Here is a 16,290-nt window from a genome sequence, read left to right as displayed (position 1 = left end):
GCTCTGTCCGTCTTTAGGGACAAACCTATAGTAATACACTGATGCGTGGAAATTCAAGTGTTTACGCGGTTTCTCACCTAAAAAAGAAAAAAAAGCACTCCGAGGAGTGCTTTTTCATGCGTCGATGAACCTACAAAATGATCGCGATCAGCCCACCAGACCCTTCATTAATAATTCGCTCTAAGGTCTCCTGTAACTTATAGCGCGCGTTTTCTGGCATCATGGATAACTTGGCTTGAATGCCTTCTCGCACAATCGAATGAAGCGAACGACCAAAGATATCCGATTCCCAAATGGAGAGAGGATCTTGTTCAAAATCCCTCATGAGATAGTTCACCAATTCTTCGGATTGCCTTTCCGATCCAATGATGGGAGCAAATTCAGAGTTCACACTGACTCGGATCATATGAATCGACGGCGCCGTTGCCTTTAATCGCACACCATAACGAGGGCCTTGTCTAATCAATTCGGGTTCATCCAAGGCCATCTCTTCTAATGTGGGTGCAGCGATACCATATCCCGTAGTCCGGACCATTTGTATGGCTTCAGCTACTTTATCATACTCACGTTTGGCATTCGAAAACTCCTGCATTAATTCTAAGAGGTGATCTTTGCCCCTGATCGATACCCCAACCACTTCCGTCAGGATTTGATCGTACAATTCGTCAGGAGCATACAGGTCGATCTCTGCAACCCCCTGACCCATATCCATTCCTGATAGTCCAGCACGCTCAATAAAGTCATATTCCGTAAAGTGGCCCACAACGGCATCCACATCACGTAATCGCTTGATATCTTTGACAGTCTCTCTAACCGAGGTTTCAAATTCCCTGCGTAACCAGTGCTCTTCGTCAAGAACCATGACCCAACTTGGCAAATTGACGTTTACTTCATGAACCGGGAATTCATAGAGCACTTCTTTTAATACGGCATAGACATCCTCTTCACCGATGGTAGCTACACTCATGGCAAGGACAGGAATATCGTATTTTTCAATGAGAGAATCTCTTAAATATTGTGTATCCTCGCTATATGGGCGAGTGGAGTTGAGCACCAGGATAAAGGGTTTGCCGACTTCCTTTAACTCCTCAACAATTCGCTCTTCCACTTCTTCATAATCTTCCCTGGGAATATCGGTAATGGACCCATCTGTCGTGACGACTACACCAAGAGTAGAGTGTTCTTGGATCACCTTCCGCGTCCCGATTTCAGCAGCCTCTTGGAAGGGAATTGGCTCTTCATACCACGGGGTATTAATCATCCGCGGCCCTGCTTCATCTTCATAACCCCGTGCTCCATTGATTGCGTACCCTACACAATCAACGAGTCGAACATTAATGTCAATTCCCTCACTTACATGAAGCTGCACGGCTTGATTGGGGACAAATTTGGGTTCAATTGTGGTAATGGTTTTTCCCGCACCACTTTGAGGGAGTTCATCTGTCGCCCTCATCCGATCGGACTCTTCACTAATATTGGGAATCACCACTTGTTCCATAAACCGTTTAATAAATGTGGATTTTCCTGTGCGTACGGCACCGACGACGCCCAGGTAGATGTCTCCTCCCGTTCGCTCTGCAATATCTTTGAAGATATCGACCTTCTTCACGAAAACCCCTCCTTCGAATAATCCGACTCCGCCTCTTCGCGTCGGTGCGAAAGCGAACCGCCTTCATCATACGCTTCCGTATATATTAGACACTATAAATATATGAGGGCGGAGACTCATTATGATTCCCTTTGATAAAAAAGCAGGCTGAGGTCCCACAACTTCAATTCTACGGATTTCCTCTCTCAATCAAACCCATGTCTGACACTAGAGCGCCCTTGCACAAACCTGTTCCCCAACACCTGATACGTCCTTGAAAACGTCACATTTAGAACGTATCCCATCCCAATTTTTTTGTGATGGACTTGACCAACCGACTCACTTTTTCACCCTTTGATTCTAGCGGGGGCCCGTACAGGACGCCGTTGTCAGAAGTATATTCCTAAGGAGATATAAAAAGAAGCAGAACCTAAAAAGGTTTCTGCTTCTACTCTTCTATTTTGTTAATCCACGTACTCCAAGCATCCCTTGTGACTTCCAAATCCTCCAAGAAGATCCTGCCTTCTTCCCTGCTATCCTATGTACAAGCGTTGATTCGAAAGACCCTCTCCATACACGATATCGTGATTGGCAAATGCTTTTAAGCTATTCGGCTTGCAAGACAGGATCCCCATCTTTTAATACCATCCCAGGGGACAGCACAGGGACAAATAACGAATCCTTCCAAAGTAGCTCACGTAAATCCACTTGAGAAGAAGGTTGCTTTTTTTCCTTCTCTAGTGCTTGCATGACTTCTAATCGATAATCGAGAAAGAGTTCGCCCTTTTTATCAATAATCACTGGCAATTTTATTTGACTATGGTAGGGACTTGGAATTTGTAACCCCTCTGTGTTCAAGGCTTTAAAATCCAAGGCATAATACCCGCCTTCAATGATTTCTCCTTTTGGAAGGTGATGCTCTCGTTCCTTGTAAGCGTTTACGCGCGTCTGCAAATCGCGAATCTGATCCGTGATTCTTAAATCCATCGCTCTCACTTTGGGCTTCTTCCCTGGATCAGCTATGACAAAAACATAACGACCACCCTTCTCAAAGGAGTTGCTAGGCGCTTCCGCAAGGTACCCCTTTAATTGATCAAAGTCGATTAAATATTTTTGGTACAATGAATTTCCCTGGGCAGCTTTCAGGGGCAATAATGGCGTCCCTTTCATATACTCGTTTAACGCCGTTTGTACCATTTGGACTTCCTGGGGAAGGCTTTGCGCTGTCCGGTCATTAAATTCTTGGGTACGTACACACCCCGTTACTAAAAGGATGAGCAATAACCATCCTGTCATCCATTTTCCTTGTCTCATTCCTAATCCCCCATTTTTTCTTTCAGTCCTTTTTACAACAACGCTCGAATGCCAAACAAGAAAGCTGGGATCAACATCAAGAAGGCTGTTATGGATAACACCACTCGAATCCACCCTGTACTTAATTGACGAGTCCATACAATTGTGAAATTAGCCATCAATAACAAAACAATCGCAATGAACGAATCCATCATAACCATCCACTTCTTTCCCTTTCGATGTATCTTCAGTATAGCAAATCCACTCCTGCCTACCAATCATAAGGGCGTTTGTCCTAGATCGAAGATAGGATATTAGCATAGGATAGGGAGACAACAGCCCGAAGGGGAGGATAAGTAATGAGTAGCCCCACTAGGCACAATCGCCGGTCTCCTACTAAACGAACCCGAGCCAACCGGTCTACACGATCTCCTAAATCCAAACGGCAAGCACCTCGTTCATCACAACCATCCTATCGGACGCCTCAACAGCTTGAACCCGAACGCGGAAGGACATCACCCTCTGAAAAAAAAGAAACAAAAACTCCAATGACTACCCCCAATTTAGCGAATGTCATTAGCAGTTTTTATACGATTCGATCCACTGTACAACAACTAAGTGATTCCTTACAACGGATGGAAAAAATCATGACCAATGCCTATCAAATGTTTGAAATCGCAAACTCATTTATGGGCCGCCGCCGTGAGCCGGGTTTATTTGGTGGACCAAGACGACGCCCACGATTACGTTTAATCAAACCTCCTGAAGAGGACGGGGAAATTCCACGACTCAATTTACCGGATGAACCTCCAGGAGGTGGCAATGGCGCCTTTGGTATAGGACAGTTATTTAAACTGATGCAATCACCCTTTGTCCAGCAAATGCTTTCCGGATTAATGAACGCAAAGACATCAGACCAAGAATCCAAGCCATCTAAACAAAAGCAGGGGTAACGCGAAACCGCGTTACCCCTGCTCTCTGAATCCGCCATCCCAAGAGATAACTGGTCCCTACCTTCTTCCCTCGGTTAAACTTCCCAGGCGAATGACCCAGAGTGTACTATAGCGTATGACACCACACGTTTCCATGCGACAATGGAATGGGTGTCCTCGTCAGTACCTTTTACCTTTTCGGCTGAATCATTGCTTCCATCTCATCAGTCATATTGCGTGCCATTAAATCCTCAACAGCTTGGCGAGGATCTTTGTTGGCAAAAAGCACCTTATTTAACTCTTCCGTAATCGGCATCTCTACTCGATACTGCTTCGCAAGTTGATACGCCGCTTGTGTTGTCTTTACCCCTTCCACAACCATGCCCATTTTGCTCAGCATCTCATCGAGGCTACATCCTTGACTTAGAAGATGGCCGGCTCGCCAGTTACGACTATGTTTACTGGTACAGGTCGCCACAAGATCGCCAACACCTGATAAGCCAGCGAAGGTCATCGGTTTAGCATGCATGGCCATCCCTAAACGAGCCATTTCAGCAAGTCCACGGGTGATTAGTGCGGCTTTGGCATTATCGCCAAATCCCAAGCCATCCGAAAGGCCAGCCCCCAGGGCAATAATGTTCTTTAAGGAACCACCTATTTCTACACCGATGACATCTGGGTGAGTATAGACACGAAAGGTGGAATTATTCAACAACGCTTGTGTACGTTCGGCAGCTTCCGGATTTTCAGAAGCAACCACCACAGTCGTTGGTGAATGACAGATCACTTCCTCCGCATGGCTTGGACCGGAAAGCACAGCCACTCGTTTTGCTACTGTTGTAGGTAGCTCTTCTTTTAAGACCTCAGAAATTCGCTTTAACGAAGTAAGCTCAAATCCTTTGGATGCATGAGCCACAACTGCATCGTCTACAAGGTGAGGAGCCACTTCCTTTGCGACCGCCCGCACTGATTGGGAAGGAACAACCATTAAAACGAATTCACGCCCCGATACAGCTTCTGCGATGGAGCTCGTTGCTCTTACATTTGATGGCAATTGCGCACCGGGTAAATACTTGGCATTTGTATGATGATGATTAATTTCCTTCGCTGCATCTTCTCGGCGTGCCCACAACATGACGTCCTGACCGTTCTCTGCAAGGACTGATGCAAGAGCAGTTCCCCAACTTCCTGCCCCCAACACTGCCGTTTTTCGCGAGATCATTGCTTCTCCTCCATCCATCTCACCACATGTTTCATTTCTCAATGATGTTTAGTTTTGAGGTTTAGCCGAACCGATCTTGCTCTCGGTACCTTTTGCTAAACGTTTGATGTTGGTCCAATGACGTATGAAACCCAATAAGGCAATGATCAGACTGAGATAGATATACGATGTTGGATAATCCAATATTGAAATCATTATCGGTAATCCTGCAATAAAAATTAAGGAACCTAACGATACATAGCGCGTCAAAATCACAGCAAGAATCGCGACAACACCTGAACTTAAAGCAGCACTCAGGGTCATTAATGCTGTCACACCAATTGTTGTTGCAATTCCTTTCCCACCACGAAAGCCTAGAAATATCGGCCAATTATGACCAATAATTGCTGCCACACCACACCCAAGTAACATCGTCTCATTGACACCGAAAGCGTAACCCACACCAACCGCTGCCATCCCTTTTATTACGTCGAGAATAAAAACCAATACCGCTGGCCCTTTCCCTACAACCCGTAACATATTTGTACTACCTGCATTGCCACTTCCCCGTTCGCGAATATCGTAACCTTTTGTCCATCGCGTGATCACATAGCTAAAACTGATCGAGCCCAGCAAATAAGCGATCAGTATCGCTAACAGTGACATACCAGTCATTGAGTCTCCTCTCCTCTCTCTATGACTTTAGTCCTTTCTACTGCGTAACATGAGTCGTATAGGTGTCCCTTCAAAACCTAAGGATTCACGAAGTTGATTCTCTAAATAGCGTACATAACTAAAATGAACTAACTCAGGATCATTTACAAAGATCACAATACTGGGGGGTTTTACAGCTACTTGGGTAGCGTAAAGAATTTTTACCCGCTTTCCTTTCACAGAGGGAGGCGGAGTCGACATCGTCGCATCCTGTATCACCTGATTCAATACGGAAGTGGACACACGATGAGCATGTGCTTCAGCAACTTCCTTCACCTTCGGCAATACTTGATGAATTCGCTGTCCTGTTTTCGCGGAAATAAATAAGATGGGTGCATAAGACATAAAAGAGAAATGATCTTCTACTTCTAAACGGAAACGCTTCATGGTTTTATCGTCTTTATCGACAGCATCCCATTTATTTACGACAAACACAACAGCACGGCCCGCCTCATGGGCAATCCCTGCCACTTTTTTATCTTGTTCTGCAATCCCATTTGCACCATCAAGGACCATGATCACCACATCAGAGCGTTCAATGGCACGTAGAGCACGGAGCACACTATATTTTTCCGTCGATTCATACACTTTTCCGCGTTTTCGCATTCCCGCTGTGTCAACAATGACATAGTCTTGTCCATGGGCACGGATGGGCGTATCTACGGCATCTCTCGTCGTTCCTGCAACCGGGCTCACAATGACACGCTCCGCCCCAAGTAAGCGGTTAACCAATGAAGATTTACCCACGTTGGGGCGTCCAATCACGGAGACACGAATCGTATCCTCATCATACTCTTCTTCTTTTCTTTCAGGTAGATAGCCCACCACTTCATCTAAGAGATCACCACTCCCTGTGCCATGGAGCGACGAAACTGCGATCACTTTTTCAAAACCAAGTTCATAAAACTCGTAAATGTCCTCATGATGTTTTAAGTGATCCAATTTATTGACTGCAAGGACGACTTTCTTATCGGCTCGATGTAACATCAAACCAACCTCACGGTCCGTAGCAGTCAAACCGCTACGGCCATCCACGACAAAGACAATCACATCCGCTTCCTCAATCGCAAGTTCTGCTTGATGGCGAATATGTTCGATCACTTGATCTTGATCATCAAATTCCAGTCCACCGGTATCGATTAAATGAAAGGATTGACCGGACCAATCCCCTTTACTGTAAATTCGATCCCGAGTAATTCCGGGTTTGTCCTCTACAATTGCAATTCGCTCTCCTGCAATCCGGTTAAATAATGTCGATTTTCCGACATTGGGTCGACCCACAATTGCTACCACTGGCAAACTCATTCTTACGTCCACTCCTCATCACTCATAAAAAGGCTTCCCGTCAAAAACGAGAGCTCCCGCTATCGTTATCAGGTTTGATCGTATCGATCCAGTAAACATGACGCTTTAATTGCAAGTATGATTCTACCACAACCCTGCCTGAGTTCCTATCACTGGATTCGGTTGGTGTGACTCCCTTAGAAGCAATTAAGCATGGTGAACAATCACGAAGGTGCTTTCATTGAGTTGATGCACCATTCCATCTAAGATCTTTTCTAATAAGAAGGCGGTATCCTCCCGCTTCTTCGCGTCAGAAGCGATAAAAACAGGAACCCCACCCATGACTTGCCCTTCCTTTTCAGTAATCACAGCGAGGATCTTATTGCCATTCGAATCAGCCACTTTTTCCACCCCTACGAAACTGCTTGGTCGGATCCTCAGATGGGATCCTTACAGCGCTTTCTAATACGGGTACACTTCGAATCACTTGTAACACCTTCTCTACATCCTTCTCCTCAGGCAAACACAAAATACCCAGACGCCCATCCTCCATATCCCGTTTAGAAAGAGGGATTAACGACGGCTCACCTGTATCACGAAAAATACCTAAAACCACACTTAAATCATGTAATATGGCCTGTCGTTGACCCAGATTGGCCAACGTAATACGGCTATCTTTACTTGCAGGGCTAACGACAACACCGATCCCATGTTTCATGATTCGTTTTCGATTATCCGCTAACCCAATATTCATCAGATAAATATCATTGACATAAAGGCTGGGGCCTTCCATCCGCAATTCACCCAACTCCACTGAGGCAATCTGACCTAGATACTTGCCTGAACGTAGCAGCCCCGCTACCCCGACCAATACCATGCCCAGTACGATACCCACCCACAAATTCACTTCAATAACGATCAGCGAACTAAGGAAAGCTGCCATGATCACTACATAGTTTCTTCCCTCAAAAGCAAGGGCAATCCCTTCGATATAAGATGCCCCCCGTGGAACCAACTCGTCCTGCTCCAGCTTGTCCAAGGTTTCTCGTTCCATATTGCGCACTTCTCGAAATTGTTGAGCGGCAAGCGCGAGAAAAGTAACTGCCGTATACTGTTTTTCAATCAAAGCGGGCACAGCAACGGCTCCCATTCCCGCTGCAATAAACCCCAATGAAATATGAATGAGTTGGCCATGTAGATACGTGGGATACTGGCGATAGTCCGTTCGAAGCATTCGCAAGCGGACAAAAAATCCAACGGCTACCCCAACAACGATTCCTTCCGTGTAGGAATCCAACCATGAGAACCAGTGCTCCATCTCGCTTACTCTCCCTTCTCCGTCCATTGGTGAACACGACTTACAAACCACTGTCCAACACAATAAAAGACGAACCATCCCCCGATACCACACCAGAGAAAATCTCGAGTTGCACCGCTTCCAAATTGAATCGGGCTCATTCTCCCCCAGTGATATATCAGGCCAAAGAAATCCCCTAAGAGTATTCCAGCTATCCAGGCGACCACACGATCGTCAAAATTCATGGAGCCCGTCATAATGACACTGGCCATCACACATCCAGCAAGGAGGGATCCTAATAACTGTTCCTGATTAGGAATTGACCATAGCCATTCTTCAATGAAAAAAAATAATGAACCGATAAAAACCACCATGGAGAAAAGTGTAAAACCTTCAACCCCATTCCTTCTCCATCCTAAATGAACAACGATCGGGAACAGAAGTAGTGTTCCTAAATGAATTTCCAATGTAGAGGTAATTGGCCAATTCGTTTGGATAAGGGCAATTTGCAGCAACAACCCGTAAAAAATGAATCGTCGGCTAAGGAGAAGCCCTTGTTCTAAGCTGTTCATCCAACCCGTACGAATCAATACCGCTAAAACACCCATGCAAATCAGTGCTACACTCCCCGGCACCATCCTTTTCACTCACCCCTCCCCACTCATTCTGTAGTATGGCTTTTACCCAGTCTGTTTACAAAAAAAAGGCTCACCGATTTTCGGTGAGCCTTTTTAAATCCATAACAATTATTTCAAATGACGTAGTTTATCGCCAAATACATCCCCTAAGGTCACGTTCATGCTGTTGTTGTTTTTGTCTAGATTTTCGAGCTCCTGACGATCTGCCTCTTGTTCAGCTTCTTTAATCGAAAGACTGATTCGTTTTTGGTCCGGTTGCATGTCAAGGATTTTGACTTGTACTTCTTGACCCTCTTCAAGCACTTCGTTTGGAGCAGCAATATGACGACGAGAAATCTGGGAGATATGAACCAGACCTTCTACACCATCATATACCTCAACAAATGCACCGAAGGAAACCAGGCGTTTCACTGTCCCTTTGACCACATCGCCAGCTTTTATCGCTTGAGAAACCTGATCCCAAGGACCTGCCTGAGTCTCTTTAATAGAGAGGCTAATGCGCTCTTTTTCTTTATCGACTTTTAATACCTTCACCTTCACGGCATCTCCTTCAGACAACGCCTCTGAAGGGTGCTCCACACGTGTCCAAGCCAGTTCAGAAACATGAACCAAGCCATCCACGCCACCAATATCGACAAATGCACCAAAGTCAGTGATGCGCTGGACGGTGCCTTCCAATACTTGACCTGCTTCAAGCTGATCAAGCGTTTCTAACTTTTTACGATCCAACTCTTCGTCCAGAACGGCTTTACGAGAGAGAATCAATTTGTTCTTTGTTGGATCGATTTCAACCACTTTTAACGTAAGGGTACGGCCTTTATAGTCAGAGAAATCCTCTACAAAATGGCGCTCAACCAAAGAGGCCGGAATAAATCCACGCACACCGAGGTCAACAACGAGGCCACCTTTCACCACATCAGCTACCTCGGCTTCCAGTGTACTCCCATTTTCGAATTTCTCTTGCAGTTGATCCCAAGCACGATCAGCATCAATTGCTTTTTTGGATAAAACCAGTTTATCTTCTTCATCATTGAGGCGTAGGACCTTTACTTCCACTTCGTCCCCTTCAGAGAGGACATCGGATGCTTTGTCCACGTGCAGGCTGGACAATTCCGAGATCGGGATGACTCCGTCGAACTTATAATTGACATCGACGAGGACCTGATTTTCTTCTACTTTCGTCACTTTCCCTTTGACGACATCCCCACGATTTAGCGAAGTAACTTCCGCCATTTCCGATTTCATTTCTTCCACCATGACGACAACCTCCTCGTTTACCTACGTACTAAACATCACAATTTATAACTAGAACAAATGAAATTAAGAAGAACATTCTTAATTTCATTAATCCTACTAAGTATCCTCCTGAGGGGCGCCACCCCTCTCAGGACGGTTGAAAAACCAATATCACCCTTGAAGGGGAATCACTAAATTAGTTCGGTGGATTGATCGGCAATAGAGCAGCGATTTCATTCATCGTCTTCTCCATCACTTCCTCAACGGTTTCTGAATTTATCCCTTTGGCTCGATAAGGAGTCAGATCAATCGGTTTGCCAAAGGTAATTTTTATTCGTTGAAACTTACGATAGGGACCTGTGACGGCAGCTGGTACAATGACGGAGTCCGAACGCAAAGCGATAAAAGCAGCTCCCGTACGTCCTTTCCCTAATTGTCCGTTCTTGGATCGGGTTCCCTCAGGAAAAATCCCAAGTACTTTTCCTTCTTTCAAAAGCTCCAGAGACTTTCTCAGAGCCCCTTTATCTCCCGCTCCTCGACTAACCGGGTAAGCACCTAACCGTGGAAGAATGGGACCTAACAAAGGGACAGAGAATAGCTCCTTCTTTGCCATGAAGTGAACTTTTCTTGAAATGGAACTTCCCAATAAGGGGGGATCCATGTTGTCAATGTGATTACAACAAATAACAACAGGACCATCAGCAGGAATATGTTCAGCTCCTTTGATTTCCCAACGAAAAAAAAGACGAAAATAAGTCCGACATAGCGATCGACCCAATTGATACAACATAGTTTACTCCTCACCGCCCAAATTGGTTCGGCAAAGGTGCAAAATCCGTGAAATCACGTCATCAATAGAAAGACCCGTCGTATCTAAATGAATGGCATCTTCAGCGGGTCGTAAGGGTGAGTGCTCACGGTTTTTATCTTTCTCGTCTCGTAAGCCAATCTCCTCTTTCAACTCTTCTAAATCCACCTCATAACCACGGCGAATCATCTCTTGATATCTTCGACGTGCCCGCTCCTCAATGGAAGCCGTAAGAAATACTTTCACTTCAGCGTCTGGTAATACATGTGTGCCGATATCCCGGCCATCCATGACCACTCCGCCTTTACGCCCCATCTCCCGCTGCTTATCAACGAGAACCTCGCGTACTTTACTTTGACCTGCGATGGTCGAAACATGGGCCGTCACTTCAGGAGAACGGATCTCCTCTGTCACGGTGGTCCCATCGACCCAAACATCGCTCCCCTTTATATCCGTGGAGAGTCGAATGTCTGTCCTTTGCGCCATCTGGGTCACCGTTTCTTCATGAGTAAGATCCACTCCATGAGTAAGGGCTTTCCATGTGATGGCACGATACATCGCCCCTGTGTCCACATAAATAAGACCCAGTTGTTTTGCCACCTGGCGAGCCACTGTACTTTTGCCGGCACCCGCTGGGCCATCAATTGCTACAGATAATTGCTTCATCTACAAAGATCCTCCTACAGCCGGATAAAATACAACGAGCAGGCGTTGCCTGCTCGATGGTGGATGAAGGGTATAGGTTTCATCGCGCATATCAAGGTTGAGCTCCCTGATGGAAAACTCCGGCCAGCAACAACCGCGAATAGATGTTATTCGCTATGTATTCCATTGTATCAATTCCTTTTTAGGATATCATAATGAACCCTTGCTTGCAATCATTACGATTTAATTTATCTGACTAGAAACGACTTTCAATCAAAAAGGAAGTCCGAGCCTATAAAAGGCCCGAACTACTTATTACAATTCTTTCATTGTATTATTATCTTTTATTTTCTCTACATATTCTTCATCGCCGCTCTTCGCATTGATAAAGACGCGGTATTTATTTTTATCAAGCTGACCCAAAAACTCATAGCAGAGTACTTCCCCACCATGATCGCCATAAATCACTGCTTGACGCACTTTTTGTACTTTCAAATGGGAATTCACATACGTACGGGCTTTATCTTTACTAATTGTTGGTTTGGTTTTAAAGGTTGCTTGATGATTAAACACATATTGATCAGCTCTAAAGCCGGTTATTTCACCGTTATCCATCGCTACTTTTACCGCAACGGACTCAGGGTAGAACAAGGTTCCATTCGCATTTCGTACAAAGGTAAACACGGCTACATTTCCGGATTGACCGTAAGAAATGGTTTCCATTTTCGGATAGCCCAGTCGATCTAAAAATGAAACGGCCTCACCTTGAGCACGTTCTGGAGAAATTTTGGGCTTCTTTACCTGGCGGTCATAATTCATCCAAAGCACATAGCCACCCTTTTGGGTAAGGTCTCCAGTTACTTGCTTTCCATTTTTTTCTTTCAAGGTGATACTATAGACGGGGTATTTCCCATTGTTTGTTTTACTGACTTTGATTCCCTTTGTATTAGGGCGTTCTAAAATATCTGCAACCTTCTCTTTTACTTCGGTCGGCGTTACATTTTTCCCTTTTAAGCGGTTATATAATTTTCGTTGATCCTGCTCCGGATTTTTAACTGCTGGCCCAAGGTCAACTTCCGAAAAACCTTGGGATAGCTTATCCACTTTTTTAAAGCCATCCACTAACGAATTATTTATTTGTTGGTTTTTTGAGGAAAAGGCGCGTTCAACATCCATCCACTGCAGGTTTTGATTTAGTGCTTGATTTTGTACTTTTTTAAGGTCACCCTGCACAACATTGGTGTTCTTATACAACGTGCTAAGCGTCTTGTACTCTTGTTCAGTCAACGGCTTTTTATTTAAATCCCGCACCCCTGTTTTATAGGCAAAACTTCCTAGTCGACCTAGAAAACTTTCCGTTTTATCTGAGGGCAATTGCGATAAGGGAAGCTGTCCCAAGTCTTTTTGTGCCGCATAACTCAAACGCCACACATTGGTTAACGAAGTAGAAAGTTGCTTTTGAGAATTAAGTGCACGGGTTTTCCCTAATTCATCCTGTAGTTTGTCCACATGGAAGTTAAGATCATGAAATGCTCGTTGATACTGATTTTCCGACTGGACAAGCAATTTCTTTTTATCTTGGTTCACCTGATAGCCCCACACACCAATCCCAATCGCAGCAACCAACGCGATGGGAAGAAGGACGGCAGCTATGCGTCTGTACGTCACGACAGAACCACTCCTTTAGTTGCAAGAAGACGGATGATCCGAGATGTGGGCATAACCCATGATCAACGAGTCTCTCATCTTCCCTTTCATTTCTTACCGATAGTCTGACCTGCTTCTCCTCCTTTATACAAAAAAAGAAAGCGAACCAACGCCACTTTCTTTTTACAACTCTTCACTTGCGATTTCAAAATCAAGAAGATTATTACAGAGGCATTGTTTAAAACCCGTTTCCACCCGGCCTTTTTTTTCACGCCCCTTTAAGATAAAGCGCTCGCCACATTGATTACATCGTATCCGCACAAGGTAGCTTCTTTCCTCCAATTCCCGATCCTCCTTTCCTGAATCCGAAGCTTCACCCTTTAAGTATGACCGAAGCAGCGCCGATTTAGACCAATCCGTGACCTCACAATCACTTTAGGGTAAGATGAAGAGAAACCCCCTATTGAAAGGAAGAAACGTCCATTGGACGGCATGTTATGAAACAAATCGTTGTGATTACCACAGGAGGAACGATTGCGATGGCAGCCGATGAATCCAGCGGATCGGTCCTCCCCCAAGGTTCAGAAGCATTGCAAGACGTTATACCTTTACTTGAAAAGGTTGCCCATGTGTCTATGGAGCATTTTTTAAATCTCCCCAGCCCACACATTACCCCCTTAGATATGTACACAATCAGCCTACGAATCAAAGAATTGCTGCAATCACCCGAGGTGGATGGGGTTGTCATTACTCATGGAACAGACACCCTCGAAGAAACCGCCTACTATCTCGATCTTGTACTCGCATCGGAAAAACCGGTCGTGCTTACAGGAGCCATGCGAAGCCAAGATGAATTGGGTGCAGATGGACCGCCAAACCTGGTCCATGCCGTCCGAACAGCCGCCCATGATCGCTCGAAAAACCGGGGGGTATTGGTTGTTTTTAATGATGAGATTCATGCCGCAAGTCAAGTGACTAAAACCCATACAAGCAACCTTGCCACCTTCCGTTCACCTTCCCAGGGTCCCATCGGCGCGGTGACAAAGCGGGATATTTTGTATCATCGCTCAGTAGACAGATGCCCCCCCTTCCCACTAAAAAAACCCGCCAGTCGCGTTGATCTAATCAAAGCAACTGCGGGCTCCGATGACCTTCTCATTCGCGCCTCACTGGATGCTGGCGCTGAAGGTCTCGTTATTGAAGCTTTTGGAGCTGGAAATCTTCCTCCTTTGATGTTGCCTGGATTAAAAGAAGCCATTGCACGCAGGATTCCCATCGTTCTTGTCTCCCGCTGTTACAATGGCTTTGTCGAAGATACCTATGGATATGAAGGAGGCGGGAGTCATCTGAAAAAGCTCGGGCTAATTTTCTCCAATGGGTTAAATGGACAAAAAGCTCGCATTCTCCTCCTCGCTGCCCTTCAACAAAGTACAGATCCAGAAGAGCTTCATCAACTCTTTCAACGTTCTTCTAAATAACCGAACGACTATCTTGCCGCTCCTTGTTTAATGTGAGCGGCAATTTTTTGTCCACAAAACCATACTAACTCCATACTCAATTTTTGATTCTAGATATCAACACAAGCAAAAATAACTCCTTGTTAATATCATGGAATGAAAACATTTATTAAAGAGGAGAGATCTGCTGTGCAAACACCGAGTAAATTATGCAGAAATAGCAATAAAATTATTACACTAAAACCAAATCAAGATAAAAAGATATTTTCAATCCCTATTAAAATTAGAAAAAAATCCAATAAACAAAAAGTACAAATACTTTTTAATGTACAAGACATACTAACAACTTTGAATCCAACAATAGGAACCTCTAGACTTCTGAAATTCACACTATTTAGAAATGGGGTTCCTTTAACTCGCGTTTCAAGAAATATTATATTTGAAGGACCGTTTTTAGATTTTGGTGGGGATTCTATTACAAGCACCTTGTTTTGGTGCGATAAAAAACCACGGAAAGGTATTAATCATTATAGTGTAGTCGCATCTCTCCGTTCAGGTTCTAATATAAAAACACAACTTGCAAGTAGGTCTATTATAATTGATGTCTTTCAATAATTATTTTTGAATCTCAATCATCCTCACCTAGATTTCGTAAGACAACAAAAGCCTATCCTGCATAACAGAATAGACTCTCGCCAGCTCTTCAGATGGATCAAAATCATGTCAAATTCGTCGTTCGCCTGCGAAAAAACATGGTGGGAACGCACCATGTCCCTTCCTCCTCTGCCCCAGAGGAGGTCGCCAAGCTACCTTCGGATGGATGCCCGTGTCATTTCCTTTCTCGATCATCGGGGAAAACCAATCCATGTCGTGACCAATCTGTTTGCCTATCCTCCGCATATGGTTGCGGATTTGTACAAAGCGCGCTGGTCATCGAGCTGTTTTTCTCCCTTTTTCTAATAAATCCCCTACATGTTGCGGAAGCTTGAACCTCCCCCACCTACGCTAACGCTAAGAGGTGGGGGATTCTTGGAAGCTCCCATCGACTGACAGGATCAAATCCAAGCTTAAACCGTCGTCCCAACGGCAAGTAATCGAAGTCCTTCTTGCAAAATGTTCTTCGATGCATTGATGTCTCGATCATGATGGGAGTGGCACGTAGGACATGTCCATTCTCGTAGGTTGAGGTTTTTTACGTTCTTATTGCGGTAGCCACAGGAAGAGCATAGCTGACTGGAAGGGAACTGTTTCCCCACCTTCACCACGTTTCGTCCATGCCATTCTGCCTTGTAGGTGAGCATGGCAACAAACTCCGACCAGGATGCATCCGTGATCGATTTGGCTAACTTGTGATTCTTTACCATGTTCTTGACACCAAGATTTTCGATGCAGATCGTTTGGTTTTCACGAATCAGCTTCGAAGACAGTTTATGGAGAAAGTCGAGACGCGCGTTCACGATCTTCTCATGAATGCGGGCAACCTTCACCCGTGCTTTGTGCCAGTTAGCACCGCCTTGGGTACGTCGGCTCATGATCCGTTGCGCGTGGGC

The 16,290-nt window shown here is 45.0% G+C and carries 18 protein-coding genes; 3 read left to right on the top strand and 15 right to left on the bottom strand.

The features are described 5' to 3' along the window. Positions 1-130 precede the first annotated feature (130 nt). The 3 genes from spoIVA to CHX35_RS17325 form a co-directional block, all read right to left on the bottom strand. Complete coding sequence (gene spoIVA / locus CHX35_RS14360) at positions 131-1,609, bottom strand: stage IV sporulation protein A (RefSeq protein WP_091838568.1); 1,479 nt, start codon at positions 1,607-1,609, stop codon at positions 131-133. A gap of 585 nt (positions 1,610-2,194) precedes the next feature. Continuing rightward, complete coding sequence (locus tag CHX35_RS14355) at positions 2,195-2,902, bottom strand: hypothetical protein (protein WP_091838565.1); 708 nt, start codon at positions 2,900-2,902, stop codon at positions 2,195-2,197. 32 nt (positions 2,903-2,934) lie between these two features. After that, positions 2,935-3,096: a DUF2768 family protein gene (locus CHX35_RS17325; protein ID WP_176392099.1), complete on the bottom strand. Its 162-nt coding sequence runs from the start codon at positions 3,094-3,096 to the stop codon at positions 2,935-2,937. Between the two features lie 144 nt (positions 3,097-3,240). On the opposite strand from CHX35_RS17325, the gene CHX35_RS14350 reads away from it, so the two are divergent. Then, complete coding sequence (locus tag CHX35_RS14350; RefSeq protein ID WP_091838563.1) at positions 3,241-3,834, top strand: hypothetical protein; 594 nt, start codon at positions 3,241-3,243, stop codon at positions 3,832-3,834. A 169-nt stretch (positions 3,835-4,003) separates the two neighbouring features. Here the strand turns inward: CHX35_RS14350 and CHX35_RS14345 are convergent, their stop codons facing one another. The 11 genes from CHX35_RS14345 to CHX35_RS17615 all read right to left on the bottom strand — a co-directional run bounded on the left by CHX35_RS14345 (position 4,004) and on the right by CHX35_RS17615 (position 13,625). Further along, positions 4,004-5,035, bottom strand: a complete 1,032-nt coding sequence (locus tag CHX35_RS14345) for an NAD(P)H-dependent glycerol-3-phosphate dehydrogenase (protein ID WP_091838559.1) — start codon at positions 5,033-5,035, stop codon at positions 4,004-4,006. A gap of 48 nt (positions 5,036-5,083) precedes the next feature. Continuing rightward, complete coding sequence (gene plsY, locus CHX35_RS14340; RefSeq protein WP_091838557.1) at positions 5,084-5,689, bottom strand: glycerol-3-phosphate 1-O-acyltransferase PlsY; 606 nt, start codon at positions 5,687-5,689, stop codon at positions 5,084-5,086. A gap of 27 nt (positions 5,690-5,716) precedes the next feature. After that, the gene (gene der / locus CHX35_RS14335; RefSeq protein WP_091838554.1) at positions 5,717-7,033 is read right to left on the bottom strand and encodes a ribosome biogenesis GTPase Der; all 1,317 of its coding nucleotides are present in this window, start codon (positions 7,031-7,033) and stop codon (positions 5,717-5,719) included. A 186-nt stretch (positions 7,034-7,219) separates the two neighbouring features. After that, the gene (locus tag CHX35_RS14330; protein ID WP_091838551.1) at positions 7,220-7,414 is read right to left on the bottom strand and encodes a capping complex subunit for YIEGIA; all 195 of its coding nucleotides are present in this window, start codon (positions 7,412-7,414) and stop codon (positions 7,220-7,222) included. Continuing rightward, positions 7,407-8,330 carry a YIEGIA family protein gene (locus tag CHX35_RS14325; protein WP_091838549.1) on the bottom strand — a complete coding sequence of 308 codons (924 nt, stop codon included), beginning with the start codon at positions 8,328-8,330 and terminating at the stop codon, positions 7,407-7,409. The genes CHX35_RS14330 and CHX35_RS14325 overlap by 8 nt, the downstream gene beginning before the upstream one ends. A 5-nt stretch (positions 8,331-8,335) precedes the next feature. Next, a complete protein-coding gene (locus CHX35_RS14320; RefSeq protein WP_425435378.1) occupies positions 8,336-8,947 on the bottom strand; it encodes a YphA family membrane protein in 612 nt (203 codons plus the stop codon). Between the two features lie 108 nt (positions 8,948-9,055). Beyond that, a complete protein-coding gene (gene rpsA, locus CHX35_RS14315; RefSeq protein ID WP_091838543.1) occupies positions 9,056-10,204 on the bottom strand; it encodes a 30S ribosomal protein S1 in 1,149 nt (382 codons plus the stop codon). A 175-nt stretch (positions 10,205-10,379) separates the two neighbouring features. Beyond that, on the bottom strand, positions 10,380-10,973 hold the full coding sequence (locus CHX35_RS14310) for a lysophospholipid acyltransferase family protein (RefSeq protein ID WP_091838540.1): 594 nt from the start codon (positions 10,971-10,973) through the stop codon (positions 10,380-10,382). A 3-nt stretch (positions 10,974-10,976) separates the two neighbouring features. Next, on the bottom strand, positions 10,977-11,657 hold the full coding sequence (gene cmk / locus CHX35_RS14305; protein ID WP_091838538.1) for a (d)CMP kinase: 681 nt from the start codon (positions 11,655-11,657) through the stop codon (positions 10,977-10,979). A gap of 294 nt (positions 11,658-11,951) precedes the next feature. Next, on the bottom strand, positions 11,952-13,304 hold the full coding sequence (gene ypeB / locus CHX35_RS14300) for a germination protein YpeB (RefSeq protein WP_091838535.1): 1,353 nt from the start codon (positions 13,302-13,304) through the stop codon (positions 11,952-11,954). A 162-nt stretch (positions 13,305-13,466) separates the two neighbouring features. Then, on the bottom strand, positions 13,467-13,625 hold the full coding sequence (locus tag CHX35_RS17615) for a hypothetical protein (RefSeq protein WP_176392098.1): 159 nt from the start codon (positions 13,623-13,625) through the stop codon (positions 13,467-13,469). A 155-nt stretch (positions 13,626-13,780) separates the two neighbouring features. Here CHX35_RS17615 and CHX35_RS14295 point away from each other — a divergent pair, with 155 nt between their 5' ends. Then, positions 13,781-14,761 carry an asparaginase gene (locus tag CHX35_RS14295; protein ID WP_091838532.1) on the top strand — a complete coding sequence of 327 codons (981 nt, stop codon included), beginning with the start codon at positions 13,781-13,783 and terminating at the stop codon, positions 14,759-14,761. 168 nt (positions 14,762-14,929) lie between these two features. Then, a complete protein-coding gene (locus CHX35_RS14290) occupies positions 14,930-15,355 on the top strand; it encodes a hypothetical protein (RefSeq protein ID WP_091838530.1) in 426 nt (141 codons plus the stop codon). Positions 15,356-15,807: 452 nt separating this feature from the next. Here CHX35_RS14290 and CHX35_RS14285 read toward each other — a convergent pair. Beyond that, positions 15,808-16,290, bottom strand: a 483-nt coding sequence (locus CHX35_RS14285) for an RNA-guided endonuclease TnpB family protein (RefSeq protein WP_140413629.1), incomplete at its 5' end; no start/stop codon positions are given.

Origin of the sequence: Marininema halotolerans (genome assembly GCF_900116235.1) — a bacterium.
In the GTDB taxonomy this organism is placed as follows: domain Bacteria; phylum Bacillota; class Bacilli; order Thermoactinomycetales; family DSM-45169; genus Marininema; species Marininema halotolerans.
Note: the sequence above shows the minus strand (reverse complement) of the source record. Positions and strands in the feature narration are given on the sequence as shown.

Bases quoted from the DNA above. Each gene is read 5' to 3' on its own strand.
- CHX35_RS14355 (WP_091838565.1), bottom strand. From the start codon at position 2,902: ATGAGACAAGGAAAATGGATGACAGGATGGTTATTGCTCATCCTTTTA.
- CHX35_RS17325 (WP_176392099.1), bottom strand. From the start codon at position 3,096: ATGATGGATTCGTTCATTGCGATTGTTTTGTTATTGATGGCTAATTTC.
- CHX35_RS14350 (WP_091838563.1), top strand. From the start codon at position 3,241: ATGAGTAGCCCCACTAGGCACAATCGCCGGTCTCCTACTAAACGAACC.
- CHX35_RS14345 (WP_091838559.1), bottom strand. From the start codon at position 5,035: ATGATCTCGCGAAAAACGGCAGTGTTGGGGGCAGGAAGTTGGGGAACT.
- plsY (WP_091838557.1), bottom strand. From the start codon at position 5,689: ATGACTGGTATGTCACTGTTAGCGATACTGATCGCTTATTTGCTGGGC.
- der (WP_091838554.1), bottom strand. From the start codon at position 7,033: ATGAGTTTGCCAGTGGTAGCAATTGTGGGTCGACCCAATGTCGGAAAA.
- CHX35_RS14325 (WP_091838549.1), bottom strand. From the start codon at position 8,330: ATGGAGCACTGGTTCTCATGGTTGGATTCCTACACGGAAGGAATCGTT.
- CHX35_RS14320 (WP_425435378.1), bottom strand. From the start codon at position 8,947: ATGGTGCCGGGGAGTGTAGCACTGATTTGCATGGGTGTTTTAGCGGTA.
- rpsA (WP_091838543.1), bottom strand. From the start codon at position 10,204: ATGGTGGAAGAAATGAAATCGGAAATGGCGGAAGTTACTTCGCTAAAT.
- CHX35_RS14310 (WP_091838540.1), bottom strand. From the start codon at position 10,973: ATGTTGTATCAATTGGGTCGATCGCTATGTCGGACTTATTTTCGTCTT.
- cmk (WP_091838538.1), bottom strand. From the start codon at position 11,657: ATGAAGCAATTATCTGTAGCAATTGATGGCCCAGCGGGTGCCGGCAAA.
- CHX35_RS14295 (WP_091838532.1), top strand. From the start codon at position 13,781: ATGAAACAAATCGTTGTGATTACCACAGGAGGAACGATTGCGATGGCA.